23 protein-coding genes are annotated in these 22464 nt (G+C 40.9%); 15 read left to right on the top strand and 8 right to left on the bottom strand.

The window, feature by feature from the left end; genetic code table 11:
* Positions 1-43 precede the first annotated feature (43 nt).
* Complete coding sequence (locus HFD85_RS20345; RefSeq protein WP_167614002.1) at positions 44-460, top strand: DUF6146 family protein; 417 nt, start codon at positions 44-46, stop codon at positions 458-460.
* Here HFD85_RS20345 and ribD read toward each other — a convergent pair.
* Positions 448-1503, bottom strand: a complete 1056-nt coding sequence (gene ribD / locus HFD85_RS20340; RefSeq protein ID WP_167613999.1) for a bifunctional diaminohydroxyphosphoribosylaminopyrimidine deaminase/5-amino-6-(5-phosphoribosylamino)uracil reductase RibD — start codon at positions 1501-1503, stop codon at positions 448-450. The genes HFD85_RS20345 and ribD overlap by 13 nt on opposite strands.
* Positions 1504-1542: 39 nt before the next feature.
* Here ribD and prmC point away from each other — a divergent pair, with 39 nt between their 5' ends.
* Both prmC and HFD85_RS20330 read left to right on the top strand, forming a co-directional pair.
* Entirely contained in the window at positions 1543-2382 is an 840-nt protein-coding gene (gene prmC, locus HFD85_RS20335; protein WP_167613996.1) for a peptide chain release factor N(5)-glutamine methyltransferase, read from the top strand.
* A 106-nt stretch (positions 2383-2488) separates the two neighbouring features.
* On the top strand, positions 2489-3559 hold the full coding sequence (locus HFD85_RS20330) for an endonuclease/exonuclease/phosphatase family protein (protein WP_167613993.1): 1071 nt from the start codon (positions 2489-2491) through the stop codon (positions 3557-3559).
* 266 nt (positions 3560-3825) lie between these two features.
* Here the strand turns inward: HFD85_RS20330 and HFD85_RS20325 are convergent, their stop codons facing one another.
* Entirely contained in the window at positions 3826-4761 is a 936-nt protein-coding gene (locus HFD85_RS20325) for a bifunctional riboflavin kinase/FAD synthetase (RefSeq protein ID WP_167613990.1), read from the bottom strand.
* Positions 4762-5031: 270 nt separating this feature from the next.
* On the opposite strand from HFD85_RS20325, the gene HFD85_RS20320 reads away from it, so the two are divergent.
* From HFD85_RS20320 to HFD85_RS20310, 3 genes are read left to right on the top strand one after another with little or no spacing between them, the layout of a single operon-like run.
* Positions 5032-6192 (top strand): TlpA disulfide reductase family protein, encoded by a 1161-nt coding sequence (locus HFD85_RS20320; RefSeq protein ID WP_167613987.1) that lies wholly within the window; start codon positions 5032-5034, stop codon positions 6190-6192.
* An 18-nt stretch (positions 6193-6210) separates the two neighbouring features.
* A complete protein-coding gene (locus HFD85_RS20315) occupies positions 6211-6957 on the top strand; it encodes a UDP-2,3-diacylglucosamine diphosphatase (protein ID WP_167613984.1) in 747 nt (248 codons plus the stop codon).
* A 22-nt stretch (positions 6958-6979) separates the two neighbouring features.
* A complete protein-coding gene (locus tag HFD85_RS20310; RefSeq protein ID WP_167613981.1) occupies positions 6980-8062 on the top strand; it encodes a 3-oxoacyl-ACP synthase III family protein in 1083 nt (360 codons plus the stop codon).
* A gap of 82 nt (positions 8063-8144) precedes the next feature.
* On the opposite strand, the gene ung is transcribed toward HFD85_RS20310, so the two are convergent.
* Positions 8145-8807 carry a uracil-DNA glycosylase gene (gene ung, locus HFD85_RS20305; RefSeq protein ID WP_167613978.1) on the bottom strand — a complete coding sequence of 221 codons (663 nt, stop codon included), beginning with the start codon at positions 8805-8807 and terminating at the stop codon, positions 8145-8147.
* A 127-nt stretch (positions 8808-8934) separates the two neighbouring features.
* On the opposite strand from ung, the gene HFD85_RS20300 reads away from it, so the two are divergent.
* The 3 genes from HFD85_RS20300 to HFD85_RS20290 are packed head-to-tail and all read left to right on the top strand — an operon-like array spanning position 8935 to position 13066.
* Positions 8935-10251, top strand: a complete 1317-nt coding sequence (locus HFD85_RS20300) for a DNA recombination protein RmuC (protein WP_167613976.1) — start codon at positions 8935-8937, stop codon at positions 10249-10251.
* Positions 10252-10257: 6 nt separating this feature from the next.
* Positions 10258-12333, top strand: a complete 2076-nt coding sequence (locus HFD85_RS20295) for a sensor histidine kinase (RefSeq protein ID WP_167613973.1) — start codon at positions 10258-10260, stop codon at positions 12331-12333.
* Positions 12334-12337: 4 nt separating this feature from the next.
* The gene (locus HFD85_RS20290; RefSeq protein ID WP_167613970.1) at positions 12338-13066 is read left to right on the top strand and encodes a LytR/AlgR family response regulator transcription factor; all 729 of its coding nucleotides are present in this window, start codon (positions 12338-12340) and stop codon (positions 13064-13066) included.
* A gap of 253 nt (positions 13067-13319) precedes the next feature.
* On the opposite strand, the gene HFD85_RS20285 is transcribed toward HFD85_RS20290, so the two are convergent.
* The 5 genes from HFD85_RS20285 to HFD85_RS20265 form a co-directional block, all read right to left on the bottom strand.
* Positions 13320-14660 (bottom strand): dihydroorotase, encoded by a 1341-nt coding sequence (locus HFD85_RS20285; protein ID WP_167613967.1) that lies wholly within the window; start codon positions 14658-14660, stop codon positions 13320-13322.
* Between the two features lie 26 nt (positions 14661-14686).
* Positions 14687-15301 (bottom strand): hypothetical protein, encoded by a 615-nt coding sequence (locus tag HFD85_RS20280; protein ID WP_167613964.1) that lies wholly within the window; start codon positions 15299-15301, stop codon positions 14687-14689.
* The gene (locus HFD85_RS20275; protein WP_167613961.1) at positions 15291-15806 is read right to left on the bottom strand and encodes an RNA polymerase sigma factor; all 516 of its coding nucleotides are present in this window, start codon (positions 15804-15806) and stop codon (positions 15291-15293) included. The genes HFD85_RS20280 and HFD85_RS20275 overlap by 11 nt, the downstream gene beginning before the upstream one ends.
* A gap of 170 nt (positions 15807-15976) precedes the next feature.
* On the bottom strand, positions 15977-16471 hold the full coding sequence (locus HFD85_RS20270) for an ORF6N domain-containing protein (RefSeq protein WP_240925087.1): 495 nt from the start codon (positions 16469-16471) through the stop codon (positions 15977-15979).
* Positions 16472-16537: 66 nt separating this feature from the next.
* Positions 16538-17272: a polyprenol monophosphomannose synthase gene (locus HFD85_RS20265; RefSeq protein WP_167613956.1), complete on the bottom strand. Its 735-nt coding sequence runs from the start codon at positions 17270-17272 to the stop codon at positions 16538-16540.
* A gap of 230 nt (positions 17273-17502) precedes the next feature.
* Here HFD85_RS20265 and HFD85_RS20260 point away from each other — a divergent pair, with 230 nt between their 5' ends.
* From HFD85_RS20260 to HFD85_RS20235, 6 genes are all read left to right on the top strand, one after another.
* On the top strand, positions 17503-18138 hold the full coding sequence (locus HFD85_RS20260; protein ID WP_167613954.1) for a DUF2490 domain-containing protein: 636 nt from the start codon (positions 17503-17505) through the stop codon (positions 18136-18138).
* Positions 18139-18429: 291 nt separating this feature from the next.
* Entirely contained in the window at positions 18430-19986 is a 1557-nt protein-coding gene (locus HFD85_RS20255; protein WP_167613952.1) for a sigma-54 interaction domain-containing protein, read from the top strand.
* Positions 19987-20048: 62 nt separating this feature from the next.
* Complete coding sequence (locus tag HFD85_RS20250) at positions 20049-20513, top strand: GNAT family N-acetyltransferase (RefSeq protein WP_167613950.1); 465 nt, start codon at positions 20049-20051, stop codon at positions 20511-20513.
* Between the two features lie 365 nt (positions 20514-20878).
* Positions 20879-21703: a nitrogenase iron protein gene (gene nifH / locus HFD85_RS20245; protein WP_167613947.1), complete on the top strand. Its 825-nt coding sequence runs from the start codon at positions 20879-20881 to the stop codon at positions 21701-21703.
* 35 nt (positions 21704-21738) lie between these two features.
* On the top strand, positions 21739-22065 hold the full coding sequence (locus tag HFD85_RS20240) for a P-II family nitrogen regulator (RefSeq protein ID WP_167613944.1): 327 nt from the start codon (positions 21739-21741) through the stop codon (positions 22063-22065).
* A gap of 18 nt (positions 22066-22083) precedes the next feature.
* The gene (locus HFD85_RS20235; protein WP_167613941.1) at positions 22084-22458 is read left to right on the top strand and encodes a P-II family nitrogen regulator; all 375 of its coding nucleotides are present in this window, start codon (positions 22084-22086) and stop codon (positions 22456-22458) included.
* Positions 22459-22464 lie beyond the last annotated feature (6 nt).

Raw genomic sequence — 22464 nt, 5'->3', positions numbered from 1 at the left:
TTTGTCGTTAATTCGTATAGCTATCAGAACAAAACAGATAAAAATGAGACAGTTCCTTTTTGTTGTAGCACTTGTTGTTTTTGTAGCTGCCTGTTCCACACAGAAGTCGGCGGTGAATGTTACAAAAAATGATGTTGAGGAAGGTGCTGCAGATTCAACCGAGTACGATGTTGAAACTTTCGACCAGAAATTTGAAAGCTGGTACCAGTTTAACAATAAACCTTCGACATATCGTTCGCAGGATTATTATGAACGCTGGAACCGGGAATATGTAATTGCCTGGAATGCCAAATGTGCAAGAGCCGGAAAAGACTGGCATTTTGAGCCGGTGGTTGGCTACAATCCTAGTGAAGATTATGGTTTTGAAATGAACCATAAACTGTTTTACTATTTCATGTATGTTGAAAATGTGCTGAAGATAAAGATCATTCCAAACGGGCCGACCATTTATGATCCCTGAACAGGATTGCGAAATATTTGCAAAAAGTCTCTCCCGATGATTTCGTTCGCAACCACTTCTCCACTTAGTTTTGGCGCTGGCACGCCGCCGTTAAATGTTTTCGATCCGTTGAAAATGTGTGCTTCATCCCACAAATTCTGGTCGATAAAACTTTGCAGCAACTTTCTGCCGCCCTCAACTATCAGCGAAAGTTTTTCTTTTTTGTATAAGATTTCGAGGATTTGAGGCAGAATATCCAGACTATAATCCACCTGAACCAGCTCGGTATTTCCCCTCTTTTCGCTTTTTAAGGAATTAATCACCAATGTTTCCGTTGAATTATCGAAGAGGTTTAAGCGGGGCGAAAGTTTTAATTTTCGGTCGAGGATGATACGTAATGGATTTTTACCTTCCACCAATCGAACCGTAAGCGAGGGATTATCTTTTTCGGCGGTTCCGGTGCCAACCAGAATGGCATCTTCCATTGCCCGCATTTGGTGTACCCGAACCAGGGCATCGGAGCCGGTAATCCAGGTTGGTTCGCCGTAACTCTCGGCGTTCCGGTCCACGTCGATAAACCCATCCGAAGTTTGTGCCCATTTTAAAATGATAAACGGCCTTTTCTTTTCGTGGAAAGTAAAAAAGCGTTTATTCAGTTCGAGGCACTCTTTTTTTAGCACGTCAACTGTAACCTCGATACCGTTGTTTTTTAGTTTTTCAATGCCTTTCCCGGCCACTTCGGCAAATGGGTCAACAGTACCAATAACTACCTTCGGAATTTGTTTTCTTACAATGAGATCGGAACAGGGTGGTGTTTTTCCGTGATGTGCACAAGGTTCGAGCGAAACATAAAGCGTACATTCGCACAATAAATCCTTATTTTTTACCGATTTTATGGCATTCACTTCAGCATGGGCTTCACCATATTTTTCGTGATAACCTTCACCAATAATTTCATTGTTATGCACCAAAACACAGCCCACCATTGGATTTGGCGAAACCTCCATTGCGCCTTTTTTTGCCAGCTCTATACAGCGGCTCATGTATTTTTCGTGGGTGTTCATGTTGCCGGAAAAATTACCTTTGTACTGCAAAAGTAAGCAATGCAAACAACTATTCAATACATCGAAAACGAATTGATGCCACTTTATCCGGCCAGCGAAATCAGCAGTTTTATTCGTCTGATACTGGAAAAGGTTTACGGATTGAGTTATACGGAACAGGTAATACTGAAGCACGAAAAGCTGGATGGCAATAAATTTCAGGATGTTGAGGGTATTGTTGCACGTTTAAAGCAGTTCGAGCCCATTCAGTACATTTTGGGCGAGACGGAGTTTTACGATCTGATGTTAAAAGTCAACCCTGCAGTTTTGATTCCACGGCCCGAAACTGAAGAACTTGTTGCCTGGATGCTTGAAACTGAGTGGGAACCGGGCGCCCGCGTACTGGATATTGGAACCGGAAGTGGGTGTATTGCACTGGCTTTAAAATCGAAGCTGCCCGCAGCACAGGTTTTTGGTGTCGATGTTTCCGCACCAGCACTGGAAACGGCCGGCGAAAATGCTGCTTTAAGCCAGCTCGAAGTGCAATTTATTCAACAAAATATTTTGGATTGGAAAGCGACTGAATGGGAAAAATTCGACCTGATTGTTAGCAATCCGCCGTATGTACGCGAAAGTGAAAAACAGTTGATGGAAGCCAATGTATTGAAACACGAACCTACCGGTGCGCTTTTTGTCAGCGATGAGGATCCATTGATTTTTTACCGGGCGATAGCCGAATTTGCTCAGGCAAATCTCAACCAAAATGGCAGTTTGTTTTTTGAAATAAATGAGTACCTGGGAAAGGAGATGAAGGCCTTGCTGGAAGGATTTGGTTTTAAATCAATTGAGCTTCGGAAAGACCTGCAGGGCCGCGACCGCATGATCTGCGGCTCAAAATAAATTCAGGAAAATGTTAGCCAAATTAACTTTACCGGATAAGTATTTCAATATTTTTACGTTTTTGCAAAAACAGAATTTCATATATTGCTTTTAGAAAAACAAAGAGGTGAGAAAAGCCCTACAAAGCATATTATTTGCCCTTAATATTTTGGCTGTCATTAGTTTGCTGGCAGCTTATGTGTCGGTTTATATTCCGCCCGATAAATTTTGGGTTCCGGCATTTATCGGCTTGTCGTATCCCATCATTTTGGGCGTTAATGTTTTGTTTATTGGCTTTTGGCTGATCGTTCGGTTTCGCAATGTCTTTTTATCGCTGATTGCGATTCTTATCGGTTTTGGCTTTTTTACCCGTTTCCTGCAGTTTAGTGGCGAAAATTCGGATGATACGGATGTAAAGGTATTATCGTACAATGTCCGGTCGTTTACCGGTGACGGCGACAAACGCGACAAAAAAGAAAACGCCGAGCAGATTATTTCAATGCTCGATTCGCAAAACGCTGATATCATCTGTCTTCAGGAAAGCCGGCTCCGGAAAAACAATATTTTCAACCTGGCAAAAACGGTTAACGATCTTGAAAACATTAAACATTACCAGTTTGCCCGGTCGAGCAGTACTTTTGGTTCGGTTACAATGACCAAATTCCCCATCATTAACATGGGGGAGATCCGCTTTGAAGAATCGCGAAACATTACCATTTTCACCGATATGCTCATCGGTAAAGATACAATTCGGGTGTACAACCTGCATTTGCAATCGTACCACATCGAGCCCAAAGATTATGCAGCTCTTGAAAGTATGGATATTCAGGAAGAGAAAAACAGGGAGGTTTACCGGAAAGTTGGTGTGTTGATGAAAGATGCTTTCGAGCGACGTGCCTACCAGGCCAATGAGATACGAAAGCACATTGATGAATGCCCCTACAAAGTGATTGTTTGTGGCGATTTTAACGATACTCCTACATCTTATTCGTACCACACGATAAGCGAAGATTTGTCGGACGCATTTGTAAATTCAGGAAAGGGATTTGGGCGAACTTATGTAGGCGAACTGCCATCGTTTCGCATCGATTACATTATGCACAGTAAATCGCTGAAGTCTTACAATTTTGAAACCCTGGATTTCAAATTCTCGGATCACCTGCCTATTGTATGCGATCTGGCTTTGAACGACGATTGAGATTTGAAAATCTCAATTGAAGTTTAATATATCGATTTTTCCTGCCGGAGGCCTTCATCTTTGCCTTGAAGCAAAGACGAAGCAGAAAATTCAAGGCTGCTTTTAATCTTTACCCTTCATCTTCGCATAACCTTAGTTCAAAGGAGTGATCTTCTCGCTTACTCGAAGCTTCTCCTTTTCTCTATGGTTTTGCTTTGATTCAAGGCTTGATTAAAAAAGGCCGTTCCAGTCGGGAACTATAGTGAAGAAGCAATGCAATAGATAAACTAGGAATTTTTCAGAATTTCCAAAGCACTTTCCCTATCCAGTTTCAACTGTTCGATAAGCGCATTAATTCCCGGAAATTTCTGTTCTTCCCTGATTTTTGCAACAAAACTAATGGTAATCTTTTTGCCGTAAATGTCTTCTGAAAGGTCAAAGATATTGACCTCGATACTTCGGTTGTCGGCATTTTTATTAAAAGTAGGCCGGGTACCGATGTTCAGCATTCCTTTATGTTTTCTGCCATCCAATTCAACCTTAACGGCATAAACTCCGTAGCCCGGTATAATTTTGTATTTATCTGAAGCTTCAATATTTGCAGTTGGGAAACCCATTTTCCGGCCCACCTGTTTGCCTTCAACAACGGTACCGTGCAAGGTAAATTCATGGCCAAAATAATGGTTCGCTTTTTTAATATCACCGCTTTGAAGTGCCGCCCTGATCAGGGTAGAGCTGATATTTTCCCCTTCAACGCTCAATGCGTCCAGTTTTTCAATTTCGAAACCATATTTTTCAGCACAGGCTTGTAGGTACTCAAAACCACCTTCACGGTTTTTTCCGAACTTATGATCGTAGCCTACAACCAAACATTTGGTGTGCATTTTATCTACCAGAATCTGTTTCACAAATTCAGCGTAGCTTAATGCTGCAAAGGCTTTATCGAAGGGGTAAATAACCAGGTGATCGATTCCCTGTTTTCTGAAAAGCTCGGTTTTTTCATCCTTAGTGGTAAGCAAACGCAGGCTGCTTTCATCGGGCGCCGTTACAACCCGCGGGTGTGGGTAAAAAGTAAAAACAACGGTTTCTCCGTTTTTTTCAGCGGCCAGAGCTTTCAACTTATTCAGAATAAGTTGATGACCTTTGTGCAAGCCGTCGAAAGTACCGATGGTAACCACAGGTGAACGGGCGTCGAAATTATCAAGCGAATAATGAATCTTCATTTTTTTAAGCGTTCAGCTCAACTAAATTTGCTACAAACCTATTGAAAATTTTCATGCCACAGAAAATCAGTATTTAGGTTTTCATTTATCGCAGCCTAAAATTACCGCAGTATCCTTGGTTATTATCAGCAATTCTTGTAGGTAAATGCCTGTAAGTCTAAAATATAGAGCCTGATAAAGGGATTGAAGAATTAAAATATGTTATAAATGGTGTTTTGCTATTTTTCCTCTATTCAAATTTATTAATTTTACGCCCTTTAATTCAACGCAATGGCTAAGAAAATCTCATATTTCGTACTACTTATAGCAGTTATTTTGGTTAGCTGCTCAAAAAATGAAAATCAGTTTACCATTAGTGGTGTAATCACGCATGCCGAAGGCGATACCATATATTTGGAAGAATTGCATACCAGTTCGCTAAAGTCACTCGGGAAAGTTAAGATCAACAAAAAAGGCGAGTTTAAATTTGAAGGACAGACCAGTATTCCAACCTATTATTTGTTGAAACTGAATGAGCGCAATTTTATTACCTTGTTAGTTGATTCTGCTGAAAATGTAGTGGTTAGTGCCGATGCAGCAAATTTTCACAGGGAATACAGCGTAAGTGGCTCAACCGGTTCGGAACAGGTGCACATGCTTGATTCAAAGTTGAAGCAGACACAAAATAAACTTGATTCGCTGCAGTCGCTGAATGACTTATACGAAGGAAATCCCGACTACGATGCGGTTCGTCCGAAATGGGCCGCTGAGTATGACAGGATTGTGGAAGAGCAGATTGAGTTTTCAACCAATTTCGTGCGCGAAAATCCCTTTTCGATGGCCAGCGTACTTGCATTGTACCAGAAATTCAATCCTCAGGACCGTAATTATATTGTTCGCGATTTGCAGTTGATGAAAACAGCTGCCTCGGCGCTTAATTCAATTTACCCGCAATCGGAACAGGTGCAGGCTTTATACAATAACACCTTGCAATTTGTGCGTCAGGAACAAGCTGACCGGATGAAAAAATTTATACAGGAACAAGGCGAAAACAGTCCTGACATCGTTTTGCCCGATCCTGATGGAAATGAAATATCACTCTCGTCTTTACGAGGGAAAGTGGTGCTGGTGCATTTCTGGTCGGCAGTCGACCGGGGTTCACGCATTCAAAATCCGGTATTGGTTGAATTGTATAAGAAGTACAAAAATAAAGGTTTCGAAATTTACCAGGTAAGTATCGATCAGAACCGTGCCGAATGGGTGGATGCCATCGACCAGGATAAACTGAGCTGGATTAATGTTGGCGATATGCAGGGTAGCGTTCTGGCTTCCCGTATATACAACATCCAGTCGGTGCCGTCGAACTATCTGCTCGATAAAGACGGCTCTATTGCTGCTAAGAATCTTCAGGGACCAGGCTTGGAAAAAGCTGTGGCAAACCTGCTGAAATAAATAAAAAACTACCTCGTTTTGGCTGAAAAAGGCTCAATATATTTCGTTTCCGATGTTCACCTTGGAGCACCAGCGCTCAAAAATAACCGGGAGCGAGAATTACGTTTTACCCGTTGGCTCGACGAAATAAAAGACGATGTTGCCGAATTGTACCTGATGGGCGACATTTTCGATTTCTGGTACGAATACAAAAAAGTTGCCCCGCGTGGTTTTACCCGGGTTCTGGGACGGATCGCAGATCTTACCGACCGCGGAATTCCTGTACATTTTTTTACGGGCAATCATGATGTTTGGGTGTATGATTACCTGGCTGAAGAAACCGGCGTGGTCGTTCATCACGAAGAATTTATTACCGAAATCAGGGGTAAAAAATTCTTTTTAGCACATGGCGACGGCCTGGATGCTTCGGATAAAGGTTACCTGTTGCTAAAGAAGGTTTTTACCAACAAACCTATGCAATGGCTTTTTTCGAGATTACATCCGAATTTTGCATTTTGGCTCGCACATAAATGGTCTGCGTCCAGTAGGTTATCAAAATCTGATATTGATGATGATTTCATGGTAGTTCAGGATGGAATGTATAAATTTGCCGCTGATTTTTTGAAAAACACGCCGGTAGATTATTTTGTAATGGGACACAGGCACCGGATGGTAAAACATAAAATGGACGGAAATGCCACCTTTATTTTACTTGGCGACTGGATAAACAGTTTTTCCTACGGTGTTTTCGATGGCGAGGATTTTGAATTAAAACAATACAATTGAAGCATAGGCTTAGCAGAGGATTATGACAAAAAAGACATATACCAGAATTATTGGAACAGGAAGTTACCTTCCTCCTCAAATAGTAAAAAACAGCTACTTTTTGAAGCATGAGTTTTTTACACCTTCAGGAAAAAAAATTGAAGACAAAACCAATGAGGAGATCATCCAAAAATTCAGGGAGATCACAAATATCGAGGAGAGAAGGTATGTGGCAGAAGATCAGGTAACTTCTGATATTGCTGCTTTTGCCATCGATGAAGCCTGCAAGGATGCTGGTATTTCAAAGGAAAGCCTCGACTTTATTATACTCGGTCATAATTTTGGCGATATCACTGAGGGTAATGTTCGTACCGATATTTTGCCGGGATTGGCCAACAAAGTGAAAATGAAGCTCAAGATTAAGAATCCGGCTTGTATATGTCATGATGTGGTATCGGGTTGTCCGGGATGGACACAGGCGATGATTGTTGCCGATGCCTACATTAAAAGTGGATTCTGGAAACGTGGAGTGGTTGTTGGTGCCGATGTTTTGTCGCGTATTTCCGATCCGCACGACCGCGATTCGATGATTTACGCCGATGGCGCCGGAGCTACTGTTGTTGAGGCTGTTGAAAGCGAAGAACCAATTGGTATCATTGCTCATTCAAGCCGTTCTGATTCTGTTCAGTACGCCAGTTTGCTGACCCTGGGACCATCAAGTAATCCCGATTTTGAAGGCGACGAGCTGTTTATAAAAATGACCGGTCACAAATTGTACATTTACGCCATTACTACCGTTCCCGGAGTTGTGAAAGACAGCATCGAAAAAGCCGGTATTGAATTGAGCGATGTGAAAAAGGTTTTTATTCACCAGGCCAACGAAAAAATGGACGAGGCTATTCTTGCCGGTGTTTTTAAAGCTTACGGTGAGAAAGAAATTCCGGAAGGAATTATGCCAATGAGTATCCGTAAACTTGGTAACTCATCAACAGCTACCGTACCAACGCTGCTCGATTTAGTACTAAAAGGAAAAATGGAAGGACAGGAAGTAAACGAAGGTGATTACACGATTCTCTGTTCAGTAGGAGCCGGAATGAATATCAACTCGATCGTTTACAAGTGGTAACTTTAGTTTAGAGTTCAGGGTTTAAAGTTCAAAGTAGAATAAAATATTGGAAAGCCGGAGCAGTTTTGTTTCGGCTTTTTTGTTACCAGTTTATTGGTTTCAATCCTTTGCTAACTAAAAACTCATTTGCCCGGCTGAAATGTTTGTTCCCGAAAAATCCCCGGCTGGCAGATAGTGGCGAAGGATGAACTGATGTCAGAACCAAATGTTTATTTTCATCGATCAATCTTCGTTTGCTGATAGCATAATTTCCCCACAACAAAAATACCAGGTGCTCTTTTTGTTCGCTGGCTGTGTGGATGGCCGCATCGGTAAATTCTTCCCAGCCTTTTTTCTGGTGCGAACCCGCCTGGTGTGCACGAACCGTTAAAGTAGCATTCAGCAACAAAACGCCCTGCTTCGCCCAGTCGGTAAGATCACCGCTCTTTGGAATTTCTTTGCCTACATCGTCTTTCAGTTCCTTAAAAATATTGCGCAAACTTGGCGGAAAAGGAATGCCATCGTTCACCGAAAAACAAAGGCCGTGCGCTTGTCCAGGACCGTGGTATGGATCCTGCCCGATAATAACCACTTTCAGATCTGCGAAAGGACACTGGTCAAAAGCATTAAAAATAAGTTTGCCGGGAGGATAAATCCGTTTGGTTTTGTATTCCTCATGCACAAAAGTGATGAGTTGCGAGAAGTAGTCTTTTTCAAATTCAGTGGCCAGTTGACTTTTCCAGCCGGCTTCGATTTTAACATCCATAGTCGGGTATTTTGGCGGTCTAAAATAACAAAATATCAGGGGGCTGAAAATTCGTTCATTAGTTTTTTGCCCGAATCATCAGTGCGTAGCTTCTATTTTGTATTTTTAAGTTTCAAATAATCAATTTATGGAAATCATCTACCTTGTTGTTGGTCTTGTGTTGGGGGCTGTTGTTGTATTTTTATGGAGTCAGTTAAAATCGAAAACAAAGAATACGGTCTGGCTGGAACAGAAAAGCGAATTCGAAATTAAACAGGCCCAGCTCAGCGAAAGGCTGTCGTTTCTTACTACTGAAAACGAAAATTTAAAGGAAGAAATAAAAACACTTGAGAGCCAGAATGAAGTTAATTTACAGCGTTTGGCAAAGGCCGAGGTGGAGTTTGTAAACCTTCGCGAAAAGCTGACCACCCAAAAACAGGAGATGGAAGAGCTGCAAAAGAAATTTACAACCGAATTTGAAAATGTGGCCAATAAAATACTCGAAACAAACAGCAAAAAATTTACTGAAGTCAATCAAAAGAATATTGGCGATGTATTGAACCCGCTCAAGGAAAAGATCCTGCTTTTCGAACAAAAAGTGGAAGATACTTACCAGAAGGGCTTAAAGGACCAAACACAACTTCGGGCAGAGCTCCTGAAATTATACGACCTGAACAATAAGATCAGCGAAGAAGCCAGCAACCTGACCAAAGCCTTAAAAGGTGATGTGAAAAAACAGGGTAACTGGGGTGAAGTGGTACTTGAGCGCATTCTCGAACGGTCGGGATTGAATGAAGGCGAGGAAGGCTATCAGAAACAATTCAGCGATACCACTGAAGACGGCAGACGTGTTCAGCCTGATATTGTGATCAACCTGCCCGATAACAAGCACATTATTGTCGACTCGAAAGTTTCGTTAATTGCTTATGAAAGAGCAGTAAATGCCGAAGCGGAAGAAGAACGTCAGAAACACCTGAAAGAACATTTGCTGAGTTTGAAAACCCACATCAAAGGCTTGAGCGAAAAACATTACCAGTCGGCCAGCAAACTGAATTCACCTGATTTTGTGCTGTTGTTCATTCCGATTGAATCCTCATTCAGTGTGGCCATTCAGGAAGACCAGGAACTGTTTTCTTTTGCCTGGGACCAGAAGGTGGTGTTGGTTAGCCCATCAACTTTACTGGCTACATTGCGTACCATTTCATCCATTTGGCAACAGGAAAACCAAACCCGAAACGCCATTGAAATTGCCAAGCAGGGCGGTGCGCTCTACGACAAGTTTGTGGGTTTTATTGCCGACATGGAGAACATTGGCAAGAACCTCGATACAACCCGAAAAACTTACGATTCGGCTCTAAATAAATTACATATAGGAGCCGGAAACCTGGTTCGCCGGGCCGAAAACATTAAAAAACTGGGAGCAAAAGCCACCAAGGAATTGCCCCGGAATATGTTGGACGAATAATATTTAATGAAACGTATTCTGACATCCATATGGTTTCTCGCTCTTCTCATCACAATTCCGATAATTGCGATGTTACCGCCGGTGTTCAGCAAATACAAAATCACACTGGATTCCATAGAACGAAAAGCAGGAGTAAATGGCACTGTTTACTTTCATGATCTACAAAATGACGGGCTGTTAGAACGTGTTGAATCATTCGGAGCCGAGCAAAATCTACTGGCGTTTCATTGTTACACTGAGAATAAATTGTATAACCAATTTAACTTCCCATATTTTTACAACAATGGTCTGTCCCGGCTTTTTTTTGTTGATGCTGACCGGGACGGATTAACAGATGTTTATGGTTTCACAATGAAAGAGGACTCGCTGTTTATGAGTTGGAACGAGCCCTACGATACTGATACGGAATTTCACACTTTTTTTGTTACCACCATCGACACACGTCGTTCTAATTTTGATGTTTCGGTTGCGCAAATGGAATTCTTTGACTTTGATGGTGACGGAAATAAAGAATTGGTTTTTTCTGTATTAGTTGGATATAACTGGTTCCCAAGAAAATTGTTTGTTTTTCATCCTGACACTGAGAAACTGGACACTTCTGAAGAATTTGGTGTGCATTTTTCTGCTTTGACTCCTTTTGATTTGGGTGCCGATGGGAATAAAGAATTGCTGTGTGTAGGTTCATCCGCCGATAATATTACTCCTGAAACCGATGTGAAATACCACGATGATCGGCCGCGCCTCTTTGTTTTTAATTCTAATCTGGAACCTGTTTACCCACCGGTTGAGTTTCCTCCCGGGATTGCTTCGCACATTTATTATTACTTTCTCGATGAGAGTAGAGGTGAAATACTGGCGCTATATCACAGCTATTCAAGCGAGAATAATCTGACCTTTGCCACAAAGGTTTCTTTGGATGGCAACGGAGGCGATAGAGATACGCTGTTTTTCGAAGGCGATTTGGGGAAAGCCGTACAATTCTACCGTTTAAGTGAAAACGATTTTATACTCTTTTCCAGTGGAGGAAGAGTTTTTTATTTCGATCGTGATTTGAAGATCAGTAAAACACGGAATTTAGGATTCATATCAGAAAATCTGATCCGTGCTGCTTTCGATTTAACAGGAAATACCGGGTTGGTGTATTTTACCATTGACCTTAAGAACCAAATTCATTTATTTCTTGAAGATTTAAACGATGAAATTATCCTGAAACCGGATCTTGGTATCGATAACTCTGCAATGATTGCACCTAGTCCCGTTCAAAATCAGTTTATGGTAATTAATTCTGATAATGTTCAATACTATACGCTGAACTCGAATCCATTTTTTTGGCTAAAATATCCTTTTTATTTGTTGGTTTATTTTGTGATAGCATACATTATCTGGATGTGGCAAAATGCCAGATCGAGGCAACTCACAGAGAAATATGAATTGCAAAACCAGGTGCGCGATTTGCGTTTGAAATCGTTTCGTAATCAGTTAAATCCACATTTTATTTTTAATACTTTTAACGGAGTGGCTTCTGTAATCAAAAAAGGAGATACCGAACAGGCTTATGAGGTTTTTATGCGTTTCTCGAAAATGACCAGAACGCTGCTCGATAATTTTGACGACACACTTATTCCGTTTGAACAGGAAATGGATTTGGTAGTGAACTATTTAGAACTCCAAAAATTTAGGTTTAAACAGTTGTTTGATTACGAAATAAAGGTTTCAGACCATAAACTAAATGAAATTCAGATTCCGCGGATGATGGTTCAGGTGCATGTTGAAAATGCTGTTAATCACGGTTTAATTTCCAAAGGAGGCAATGGCTTATTAAAAGTAAATGCCCGCCTGGATGGCGAAGCTTTGAGAATTACGATTGAAGATAACGGAATTGGACGCGAACAGTCGTCGAAAATGCAGCGCGATTCAAAAGGATTGGGTATTAAGACAATACAGAGCGTTATTGATGAAATAAATGCCAAAGGAAAACATATTATTGTACAGGAAATTCATGATTTGAAAGACGGTTCAGGAAATGCGACAGGAACTAGAATCGAACTGTTCATTCCAATTAAATTAACTGATAAAACTTAAAACCATGCCGGATAAGATCAATGCAATAATTGTTGACGATGAGCAGGAGGCGATTGATTATCTCTCGATTTTGCTAAAAGAAAACTGCCCGCATGTAGAGTTGCTGGCAACCTGTACGAATTCGGATGATGCCGTACGCAGAATTGACATGTACCAACCTGACCTTGTTTTTATGGATATTCAGATCGACCACAGAAACGGATTTGATGTGGTGAAAGAAATAAAACCTCAGAACCAGGAACCTCACATAATTTTTGTAACCGCATACGATCGGTATGCAGTTGAAGCTTTTAAGGCCAATGCAACCGATTATTTACTGAAACCGGTAGAGAAAGATGAGCTCGTAAGAGCTGTGAAAAAATATGCAGGATTTTCAAAGAATCAGGTTGATCTGGAATACATCCAAAGATTGATCGGGAAAGCTCCGTCGAAACTGCGGTTTAATACACGAAATGGTTATATTTTGGTAAATCCGGATGAGATTGTTTATTGTCAGGCTGATGGAAACTACACCGAATTATTCCTTCAGGATAACAGTAAAAAGCTTATCAGCTACAATTTGAGGACACTGTTTGCACAACTTCCCGGAAACTCATTTAAACGAATCAGCCGTTTTCATGCCATAAACGAGAAATTTCTTCGCGAAGTAGATCGGGGAAAACACCAGTGTTTGCTGCAGAACGGTGCGCAAAAAGTAACATTAAGTTATTCTCCTAAGATTTTTTTCGACTGATTTTATACACGATCGCTTATTGTTTATACAACTCAGGCTAAGCTTTATACAATAACTCAATTAATTGTTGCGAGGTGTATTCTGCTTTGATATTTTTAAGCTAAGATCTAAGCGGCCAACGTTTTAATAATACCAATTTGAACGTACCTCTTGAAAACCGAATGCCTGAATTTGGTAGCATATTAAGCCCTCTTAGATTTCCCTCAACAAGCTATAATTGCACATCCTTCCAAGTCCCTGGAGGGATGTGTTTTTATTGAAAGGTGATACGTTTTCCGCGAATGTCGTTCTTGATTTTGTCCTGATCGTAAACCAGTTGCCCGTTTACAAAAGTTGAAACCACCTTGTGCGAGAATTTGGTTCCGTCAAATGGCGACCAGCCACATTTGTAAAGAATGTTTGCCGGGCTTACGATCCAGCTGTCATTCGGATCGACTAAAACAAGGTCGGCAAAATAACCCTCACGAATGTAACCTCGTTTGTTAATCCGGAACAGATCGGCAGGTGCGTGACACATTTTTTGGATTACTTTTTCGATGCTGATAAATCCTTTCTTACTCATTTCGAGCATGGCCACCAGCGAGTGTTGTACCAGCGGTCCGCCGGACGGCGCTTTAAAATAGGTGTTGCTTTTTTCTTCCAGTGTGTGCGGCGCGTGGTCGGTAGCAATCACATCAATTTTATCAGTCAGCAAAGCTTCCCACAGCGCTTCTTTATCTGTTGTACATTTTATCGATGGATTCCATTTTATAAGCGTGCCTTTCTCAATGTAATCGCGTTCATCGAACCAAAGATGGTGCACGCAAACCTCGGCTGTAATTTTTTTGTCGCTTACTTTTCCCGGCGAGAAAAGGCTCATTTCTTTTGCCGAAGAAAGATGGAGTATGTGTAAACGGGTATCGAATTTCGAAGCCAGTTCTACCGCTTTTGATGAGGAAATGTAACAGGCTTCGTCGCTGCGAATGTGGCAGTGGCGCGAAATTGGTACATTTTCGCCATAACGCTGACGGGCAATTTCGGTATTTTTTTTAATGGTAGCTTCGTCTTCGCAGTGTGTTGCAACAAGTGTTGGTGCATGTTTGAAGATTTCGGATAAAGTTTGTTCGTCGTCAACCAGCATATTTCCGGTTGATGAGCCCATAAAAACTTTAATGCCGCAAACCTGAGTCGGATCGGTTTTCAAAACTTCATCGAGGTTGGTGTTGGTGGCACCCATGAAAAACGAATAGTTCACAGCCGAAACTTCAGCGGCACGGTCGTATTTCTTTTGCAGCTCTTCCTGGGTAACAGCTTGCGGATTGGTATTGGGCATTTCCATGTATGTGGTAACACCACCTGCGGCAGCTGCACGGCTTTCGGTAGCAATCTCGCCTTTGTGTGTAAGTCCCGGTTCGCGGAAATGTACCTGGTCGTCGATTGCTCCGGGGATCAGCAATAATCCGCTTGCGTCAATTACTTCGGTTCCTTCCAAATTAAAATCAGCCGGAACTAATTGAGGAAATATCTTTTCAATGGTTTCGCCATCAATTAAAACACTTCCCTTAAATTTTAATCCCTCATTTACTATCGTTGCATCCTTGATCAAAGTCTTCATCTTCCCTACATTTTTAGCAAAGTTAGTCAATGCTCATCAAACCCTGCCAACATTTCATCGATTTTCAGTAAGATTGGTTTTTTCTTTTTTGTCCACGATTTTTTCCCCATAAAAAAACCAAAAGCGAGTAAGCCAAAATATAAGAGTTGAGAAATAATTAGTGCGGATGCGTTGTTTATGAAATCGAAGTATTTTGAAATTGAAAACATACTTGCAACATCAACCAGCAGTACAACCACAACGAGCCACAACTGATTCCTATTCCAGAAGCGGAACCTTTTTTGGGCTTCCTCCAAAAAGCTTTTAGGAGTAGATATGTACATGCTATTCTTGATTTTCTTATGTTTTTTTCTAAATAAAATTGCAAGTATTATTGATGCCAAAATATAGGCACTGCCTGCCAGTCTGTTCTCTAATGTCAAATCAGGATCGGGATTGATAATAAATACAACAACATAAACTATTGCTGCAATTGAAGTAATGATATAAAACTGCTTAGACTGTTTTTTTGAATAGGCATTGTGTTGTTCTATCTTTTCAAATAAACTGTTTGCAGTAACCGAATCATTTGTTGAAGTTGCCAATGATTCATCGGGCGATTTTATTGTTCTGTATTTTTTTGATAACTGTTCAAAATCCATTTTCCTGTTCCTCCATCATTTGTTTAAGTTTCTTTTTTATGCGGTGAAAACGAACACGCACATTCACTTCGCTTAATCCGCAAACTTCAGCAATACCTGCATGATCGATTCCTTCAAGCTGTAAACTCATAATGGTTTTTTCAAGCAATGGGAGCTTGTTTATGGCATCAAACATTCTCTCGAGTTCCTTTTCCTGTTGGAACTTTTGCTGTAGTTCTTTTTCACTGACGGACAAAACGTCTTTTTTGATTTCCTCGCAACGTTTGTCGCTGGCACTTTGCAAGCGGCAAAAATTAATTGAAGTGTTAATTGAAATCCGGTATATCCAGGTATTGATATGGCTTTCGTTTCTAAAGGTTGAAAGGTTCTTCCATACATTTATAAATATCTCCTGGAAAAGATCCTGACGGTTTTGGTCACTGCGGACGTAGGCACAGCAAATTCTGAAAACGCGGTCTTTGTTTTCTTCAAATAAGCTTCTGAATTTTATTTCCTGTTCGGTCATTTTTTGTCTTTCTACCTACATAGACAAACAAAGATTAATTTGTTACAAACAAACACAAAAAAAGGCTGCACCCGGCAACCCTGCATTTTTTGATTTGCGAATATCGTTTAACGATTTTTGATTTCAGATTTTGTGAAACAACATTTACTTCCGTCTCAAATCGTTAATCATCATTCGTTTTTCCTTTTGTATCCAATCTGTTTTCTTGGTTTGGGATTGTCTTGTTTCTCGATTAATTCATCAAGGTAGTTAGACACCAATTCTATGTTTTTATCATGGTTAGTCAGTTTCTTCTTGATTTCTTCCAATTCAAGTTTTATGCTTAAGTTATTGGTCCGCATTTCACGAATTCTTGTAAATATTCGCATGATCTGGATGTTTACTTTGATTGCTTTTTCACTATTTAGCACGCTGGAAAGCATCAATGCGCCATGCTCCGTGAAAACAAAAGGAAGTTTGCGACGTCCTCCCCAACTTGATGTCGCAAATTGCGATTTCAAGTTTTCATATTCAACTTGTGACAATTGAAACATAAAATCTTCAGGAAATCTTGAGGAATTTCTTTTTACCTGCTCGTTTAAACGTCGTGTTTCAACTCCATACAATTCTGCGAGATCACTGTCGAGCATTACTTTTTGATTTCTGATGAAAAATATCTTACTCATAATTATCTCATCAGGAAGCATTAAATTGTCAGTGTTTTCTGAGGGTATGGAATTTGATTTAAAAGGTTATTGTTTTCGCTCGTATTTCGTTGTCAGGCTTCGAAGTTTCATTTTGAGCACGCCCCATAAAGCTTCGTTAAAAATACCACCGCTCATTTTCGAGGTTCCTTCCTGGCGGTCGGTGAACACGATGGAAACTTCCTGAATATTAAAACCGAATTTGAAAGCAGTAAATTTCATTTCGATCTGGAATCCGTAACCAATCAGTTTTATTTTGTCGAGGTTGATGGTTTCCAGTACCTCGCGGCTCCAACATACAAAACCTGCAGTTGTGTCGTGAATTTTCATGCCGGTAACAACTTTCACGTAAATGGATGCAAAATACGACATCAGCACACGTCCAAGCGGCCAGTTAACTACATTGATACCGCTTACATAGCGTGAACCAATAGCAACGTCGGCTCCGTTTTCAATAGCAGCAAAAAGTTTTAGCAAGTCATCGGGATTGTGCGAAAAATCGCAATCCATTTCGCAAACTGCTGTGTAATCCCTTTCCAGTGCCCATTTAAAACCGGCAATGTAGGCCGTTCCCAAACCCAGTTTTCCTTTTCTTTCAAGGATGTGAAGTTGTTCCGGAAATTCTTTCATTAGCGTTTTTACAATTGCTGCCGTTCCATCGGGCGAATTGTCTTCAACGATCAATAAATCAAAGGGCTTTTCCAACGAAAAAACCTTACGGATCATCTTCTCAACATTTTCCTTTTCGTTATAAGTGGGAATTATTACCAGATTCTTTGACACGGTTTCTACATTTAAATTAATGAAGCGAATGTACAATATTTTGATAGTATTTCCGAAAGGTTTTTGATTTCGATGTTTTTGCCGTTTGAGTTGCTATATTTACGCTTCGCTTCATGAGAGCGGATTGAAACAGGGAGGAACAGCCGATTAATTGGTTGTGTTTTTGGCTTGAAAAGTAAGAACAGATTATCGATGCGTTGATCGGTATGTAAAATAGTTATTAGGTTATTATGATAAAATGGATTTGCACTTTAGTACTGGTATTGATTGGATTCATTTCTGTAAATGCTCAACGAACCTGGCTTGAGTTTGAAATTTCAAAAGAATTGACCAAAAAACTGGAGATCAGTCTGGCTCCTGAGATTCGCTTCAGGGAAAATTTTGAACTGCACGAATATTTTTTCGAGCCAAAAATAGAATACGATTTTAACAAGTATTTTTCGCTGGGTGCAAATTATCGTTTTGGAAACAACCCTGATAAAGATGGTAATGCACAATGGTTTGGGCGTTACGCCGTAGAAGCAAAAACCGGTTACGACTGGAAAAAGCTGGAAGCACAGTTTCGTTTGAGGTACACCAATTTCGACGATTTTGGTGGCGACGACAGCGATCGTAGCAATTACCTGCGCATGAAATTCCAATTGGAATACGACATCAAAAAACTCGATCTGAAACCCTATGCCTTATATGAACTTTACCGTAACCTTGCTCAAGGTGAATTTACAAAAGCCCGCTGGGAAGGTGGTTTGCAGTACAAAATCAATAAACATCATCATGTAGGTGCCTACTTCCGTTTAAACGACTACCTGGTTAACGACGATGAAAGTGTAAAAATACTGGGGCTTTCCTATAAATTCAAATTCTAGTAGCCCTTTCAATTTTGGCGGCACACAGCATCTTGATAGAACCTTGCTAAAGCGCAATCGCTGACCTTCACTTCTTTGTGAATTTTCGGTTCTGAATAAGTATTCTAATTTTTCGCGAATCAGAATCGTTTTCACCTATCTTACCTCTTTGTTCTTTATTGTCAATTAATCTTGTTTTTAAAATTCAGGTTAAAAAAGTGTAGTATTGTTTTGAAAATGTGACATAATATGACAAAATACACGATAAATGTTCATTTTTGTGACAACGGGTAGTTGTAATATTGTTTGAAGATGGAGATAAACTGCAAAAAAGTCGGGAATGAATGTTACGGATTACGCGAGATGATCTTGCTTTTCGACATCAGTCAACGCTTGATCCAAACCCGTCAGCTAAAAGATGACCTGCCAACCGTTCTGCGTATGATTGTTGAATACCTGGAAGCAGAACGCAGTTTTTTGAGCATATTTAATCGCGAAAATTCAAAAATTTATATTGAGGCGGCTTATGGATTAAGTTCGGCTCAGCAGGCAAAGGGAAAATACGACCTGGGCGAAGGAATTACCGGAAAAGTGGTGGAAATGGCGCGGCCGGTGGTGATTGAAAAAATCTCTAAATCAAGTTTGTTTCTGAATAAAACCAATCAGGAAACGTACAAAGACGGAAAGGAATTGTCGATTATTTGCGTACCCATCGTTGATAACGCAAAGGTAGTTGGCACATTAAGCGTAGTTCGTGTTTTCAATCCCCGCATCAGTTTCGATGAAGACATCAGAATGCTTACCATCATCGGTTCACTGATTGGTCAGGTAGTCCGTTCGAAACAGGAGCGTCTGGAAGAAATGGAACTTTTGAAGCAGAAGAACCTGGAACTCGAGAGCAAACTTTCGGGGGTAAAAAACCTGAATATGATCGGCAATTCATCGAAAATGCGCGATGTTTTTTCGTTGGTTCAAATGGTTGGCAAAACCAATTCCACCGTGCTTATTCGCGGAGAAAGCGGGGTAGGTAAAGAGCTGGTAGCCGATGCCCTGCACATGGCCAGCACCCGTGCAGGCAAGCCTTTTGTAAAGGTAAACTGTTCGGCTTTGCCCGAGTCGCTCATCGAAAGCGAATTATTTGGTCACGAAAAAGGAGCTTATACAGGTGCCGATTCGCAACGCAAAGGCCGTTTCGAACTGGCCGATAAAGGAACCATATTTCTCGATGAGATTGGTGATATTCCACTTTCGGCCCAGGTGAAAATTCTGCGTATCATTCAGCAGCGGCAATTCGAGCGTTTGGGAGGCACTGAAACAATAAGCAGTGACGTTCGGATTATTGCTGCCACCAACCGTAACCTCGAAGAAATGATTAAGAACGGAGAGTTCCGCGAGGACCTGTATTACCGGATCAACGTATTCCCGATTTTTATTCCTTCGTTGCGCGAACGTCGGAACGATATTCCGCTGTTGGTGGATCACTTCATCGAAAAATTCAATAAACAGAATAATTCAAAAATAAAACGAATAACCACTTCGGCCCTGAATATGCTGATGGTTTATTCGTGGCCGGGCAATATTCGAGAGCTTGAAAATTGCATTGAACGTTCGTGTATTTTGAGTACCGACAATGTAATTCACAGCTACCATTTACCGCCATCGCTGCAAACGGCTGATTCTACCAATACATCGGCCAAAGGAGGAATGATGTACACCGTTGAGCAGGTTGAAAAACAATTGATCAGAGAAGCACTGACTACCTCGAAAGGCAATATTGTAAAAGCTGCCGAAAGCCTGAAAGTTACCGAGCGGATGTTGGGGACACGCCTGAAAAAATACCGGATAGAAGCGTGGCGCTATAAAGTTTAGAGCTTCTTCATGTCGATTTTACAAAATCTGTTTACTTTTATATCCTTATAGATTTCAATACCATGCATCTCGTACAAGTCGACTTAAATAATGACAATCACTGTGTGGCAGTAGTAAGTTTGCTGAACGACTACATGCTCGATGATATGGGAATTGGTGAAGAAATGCCTCACGGGCTTGGACCAAAAATAATTAGCGGTCTGAGGCGTCACAAGGCTTATCTCGGTTTTCTGGTTGAAATAAAAGGTAAATATGCGGCACTTGCCAATTGTAACCTGAACTTTTCGACCTGGAAAGCCAAACCGCTGATAAATATTCACGATTTTATTGTTTCTCCTGAATTCCGGGAAAGGGGAGTAGGCTTATTTCTTTTAAAAGCCATAGAGAATTATGCCATAGAGAATGGCTATTGCCGTATCAATCTCGAAGTTCGGCAAGACAACTACAAAGCCCAAAATCTTTATAAAAAGGCCGGATTCAAAGAATGCGATCCCAACAATTATTTCTGGGAAAACCTAATCGTCTGAAAACATAAACATCTTCCGTATTCCGACTCCCTCACACGATTTACCGTCTTTTGATGCGCTATCATCCTGTAAATTTTTTTCCTACCAAATTGTAGGTTAAGCCTATGTTAAGTGAGGTTATGTGCTTGGTATTCAGTGCTTGGTGTAATGTGTCACCTAAATGTGCTGTTGGTTCGACGATCCTACATATTTGTAGGATTTACAATAAGTTTTTTCTCCCGCAATTAAAATTTTGAATTTTTAATCGACAGATATTCAATGTGATAGAATTGAAGTTTTTGGTCTACGTGTTCTTTAACATGTTTTTTGGCACAGCTATCGTTAAAGGTCTGCCAAACGAAAAATAAATTTTAAAACTAAGAACGATGAGAAAGATTGCTATTTACGGAAAAGGTGGTATTGGGAAATCAACCACAACGCAAAACACAGTTGCAGGGCTTGTTGAAGCCGGAAAAAATGTAAAAGTAGTAGGATGTGATCCAAAAGCTGACTCAACACGCTTGTTACTTGGTGGCTTGGCACAAAAAACTGTTTTGGATACGCTTCGTGAAGAAGGCGAAGATGTAGATCTCGACGACATTGTAAAAGTAGGATACGGCGGTGTACGTTGTGTTGAATCAGGAGGTCCGGAACCAGGAGTTGGTTGTGCCGGTCGTGGTATTATCACCTCAATTAACCTGTTGGAACAACTTGGTGCATGGGACGAAAGCTTCAAAATCGACTATACCTTCTACGATGTATTAGGTGACGTTGTTTGTGGTGGTTTCGCTATGCCGATCCGCGAAGGTAAAGCCGAAGAGATTTATATCGTTGTTTCGGGTGAAATGATGGCCATGTATGCTGCCAACAATATCTGCAAGGGTATTAAAAAATATGCTCAAGCCGGTGGTGTTCGTTTAGGCGGTTTGATCTGTAACTCACGAAAGGTTGACAACGAATCTCAAATGATCGAAGAGTTGGCTAAACGTTTGGGAACTCAAATGATTCACTTTGTTCCTCGCGACAACATGGTTCAACGCGCCGAAATCAACCGAAAAACGGTAATCGAATACGATCCTGAACATTCTCAGGCTGATGAGTACCGCGCTTTGGCAAAAGCGATTGATCAAAACGAATTGTTTGTCATTCCTGAGCCACTTGAAATTGAAGAGCTCGAGAAATTATTGATCGATTTCGGAATTGCCAGCTAATAATTTTAAAAATCAACTTAAAAGGAGGACTAACCATGTTAATGATAAGAGCCATAATTCGCCCTGAAAAATCAAGTAAAGTTTTGAAGGCGTTATTCGAAGCCGGTTACATTGCAGTAACCAAAATCCCTGTTGTGGGACGTGGAAAACAACGCGGGATTAAAATCGGAGATATAACCTACGATGAACTTCCAAAAGAAATGTTGATCATGGTGATAAAAGACGAGGACAAAGACTTCGCAATTAGCACCATTATGGAAGCTGCGCGCACCGAGCCTAAAGGTGCATTCGGCGATGGGAAAATTTTTGTAACCTCAGTTGAAGAGGCCTATACCATCAGCCGCGGAACAAAAGAATTATAATCCTAAAATCAGACGATTATGAAGATGATATTAGCGATTATCCGCATCGATAAAATGAACGAAACAAAAAAGGCTTTGACTGAAGCCGGCATCACATCGATGACTGCAACCGGAAAAGTTTTCGGACGCGGAAAAGGTTTTTGGGATGCCAAAGTGATGGAAGGTGCCAAGCAGGATATGCCTGAAGCACTTACCCATCTCGGAAAAGAACCCAGGCTCAGACCTCAGCGTGTACTCAATATTGCGGTTTCCGACCACAATGTGCAATTAACAATCGATACAATTATCGAGGTTAATCAAACACCTGCTCCCGGCGACGGAAAAATCTTTGTACTTCCACTGGACGATGCATTCCGTGTTCGTACCGGCGAAACAGGAACGACTATTCTTTAATTAGTA

This window comes from Maribellus sediminis (assembly GCF_011799805.1).
Lineage (GTDB): Bacteria > Bacteroidota > Bacteroidia > Bacteroidales > Prolixibacteraceae > Draconibacterium > Draconibacterium sediminis_A.
This window is presented reverse-complemented; position numbering and strand designations above follow the sequence as displayed.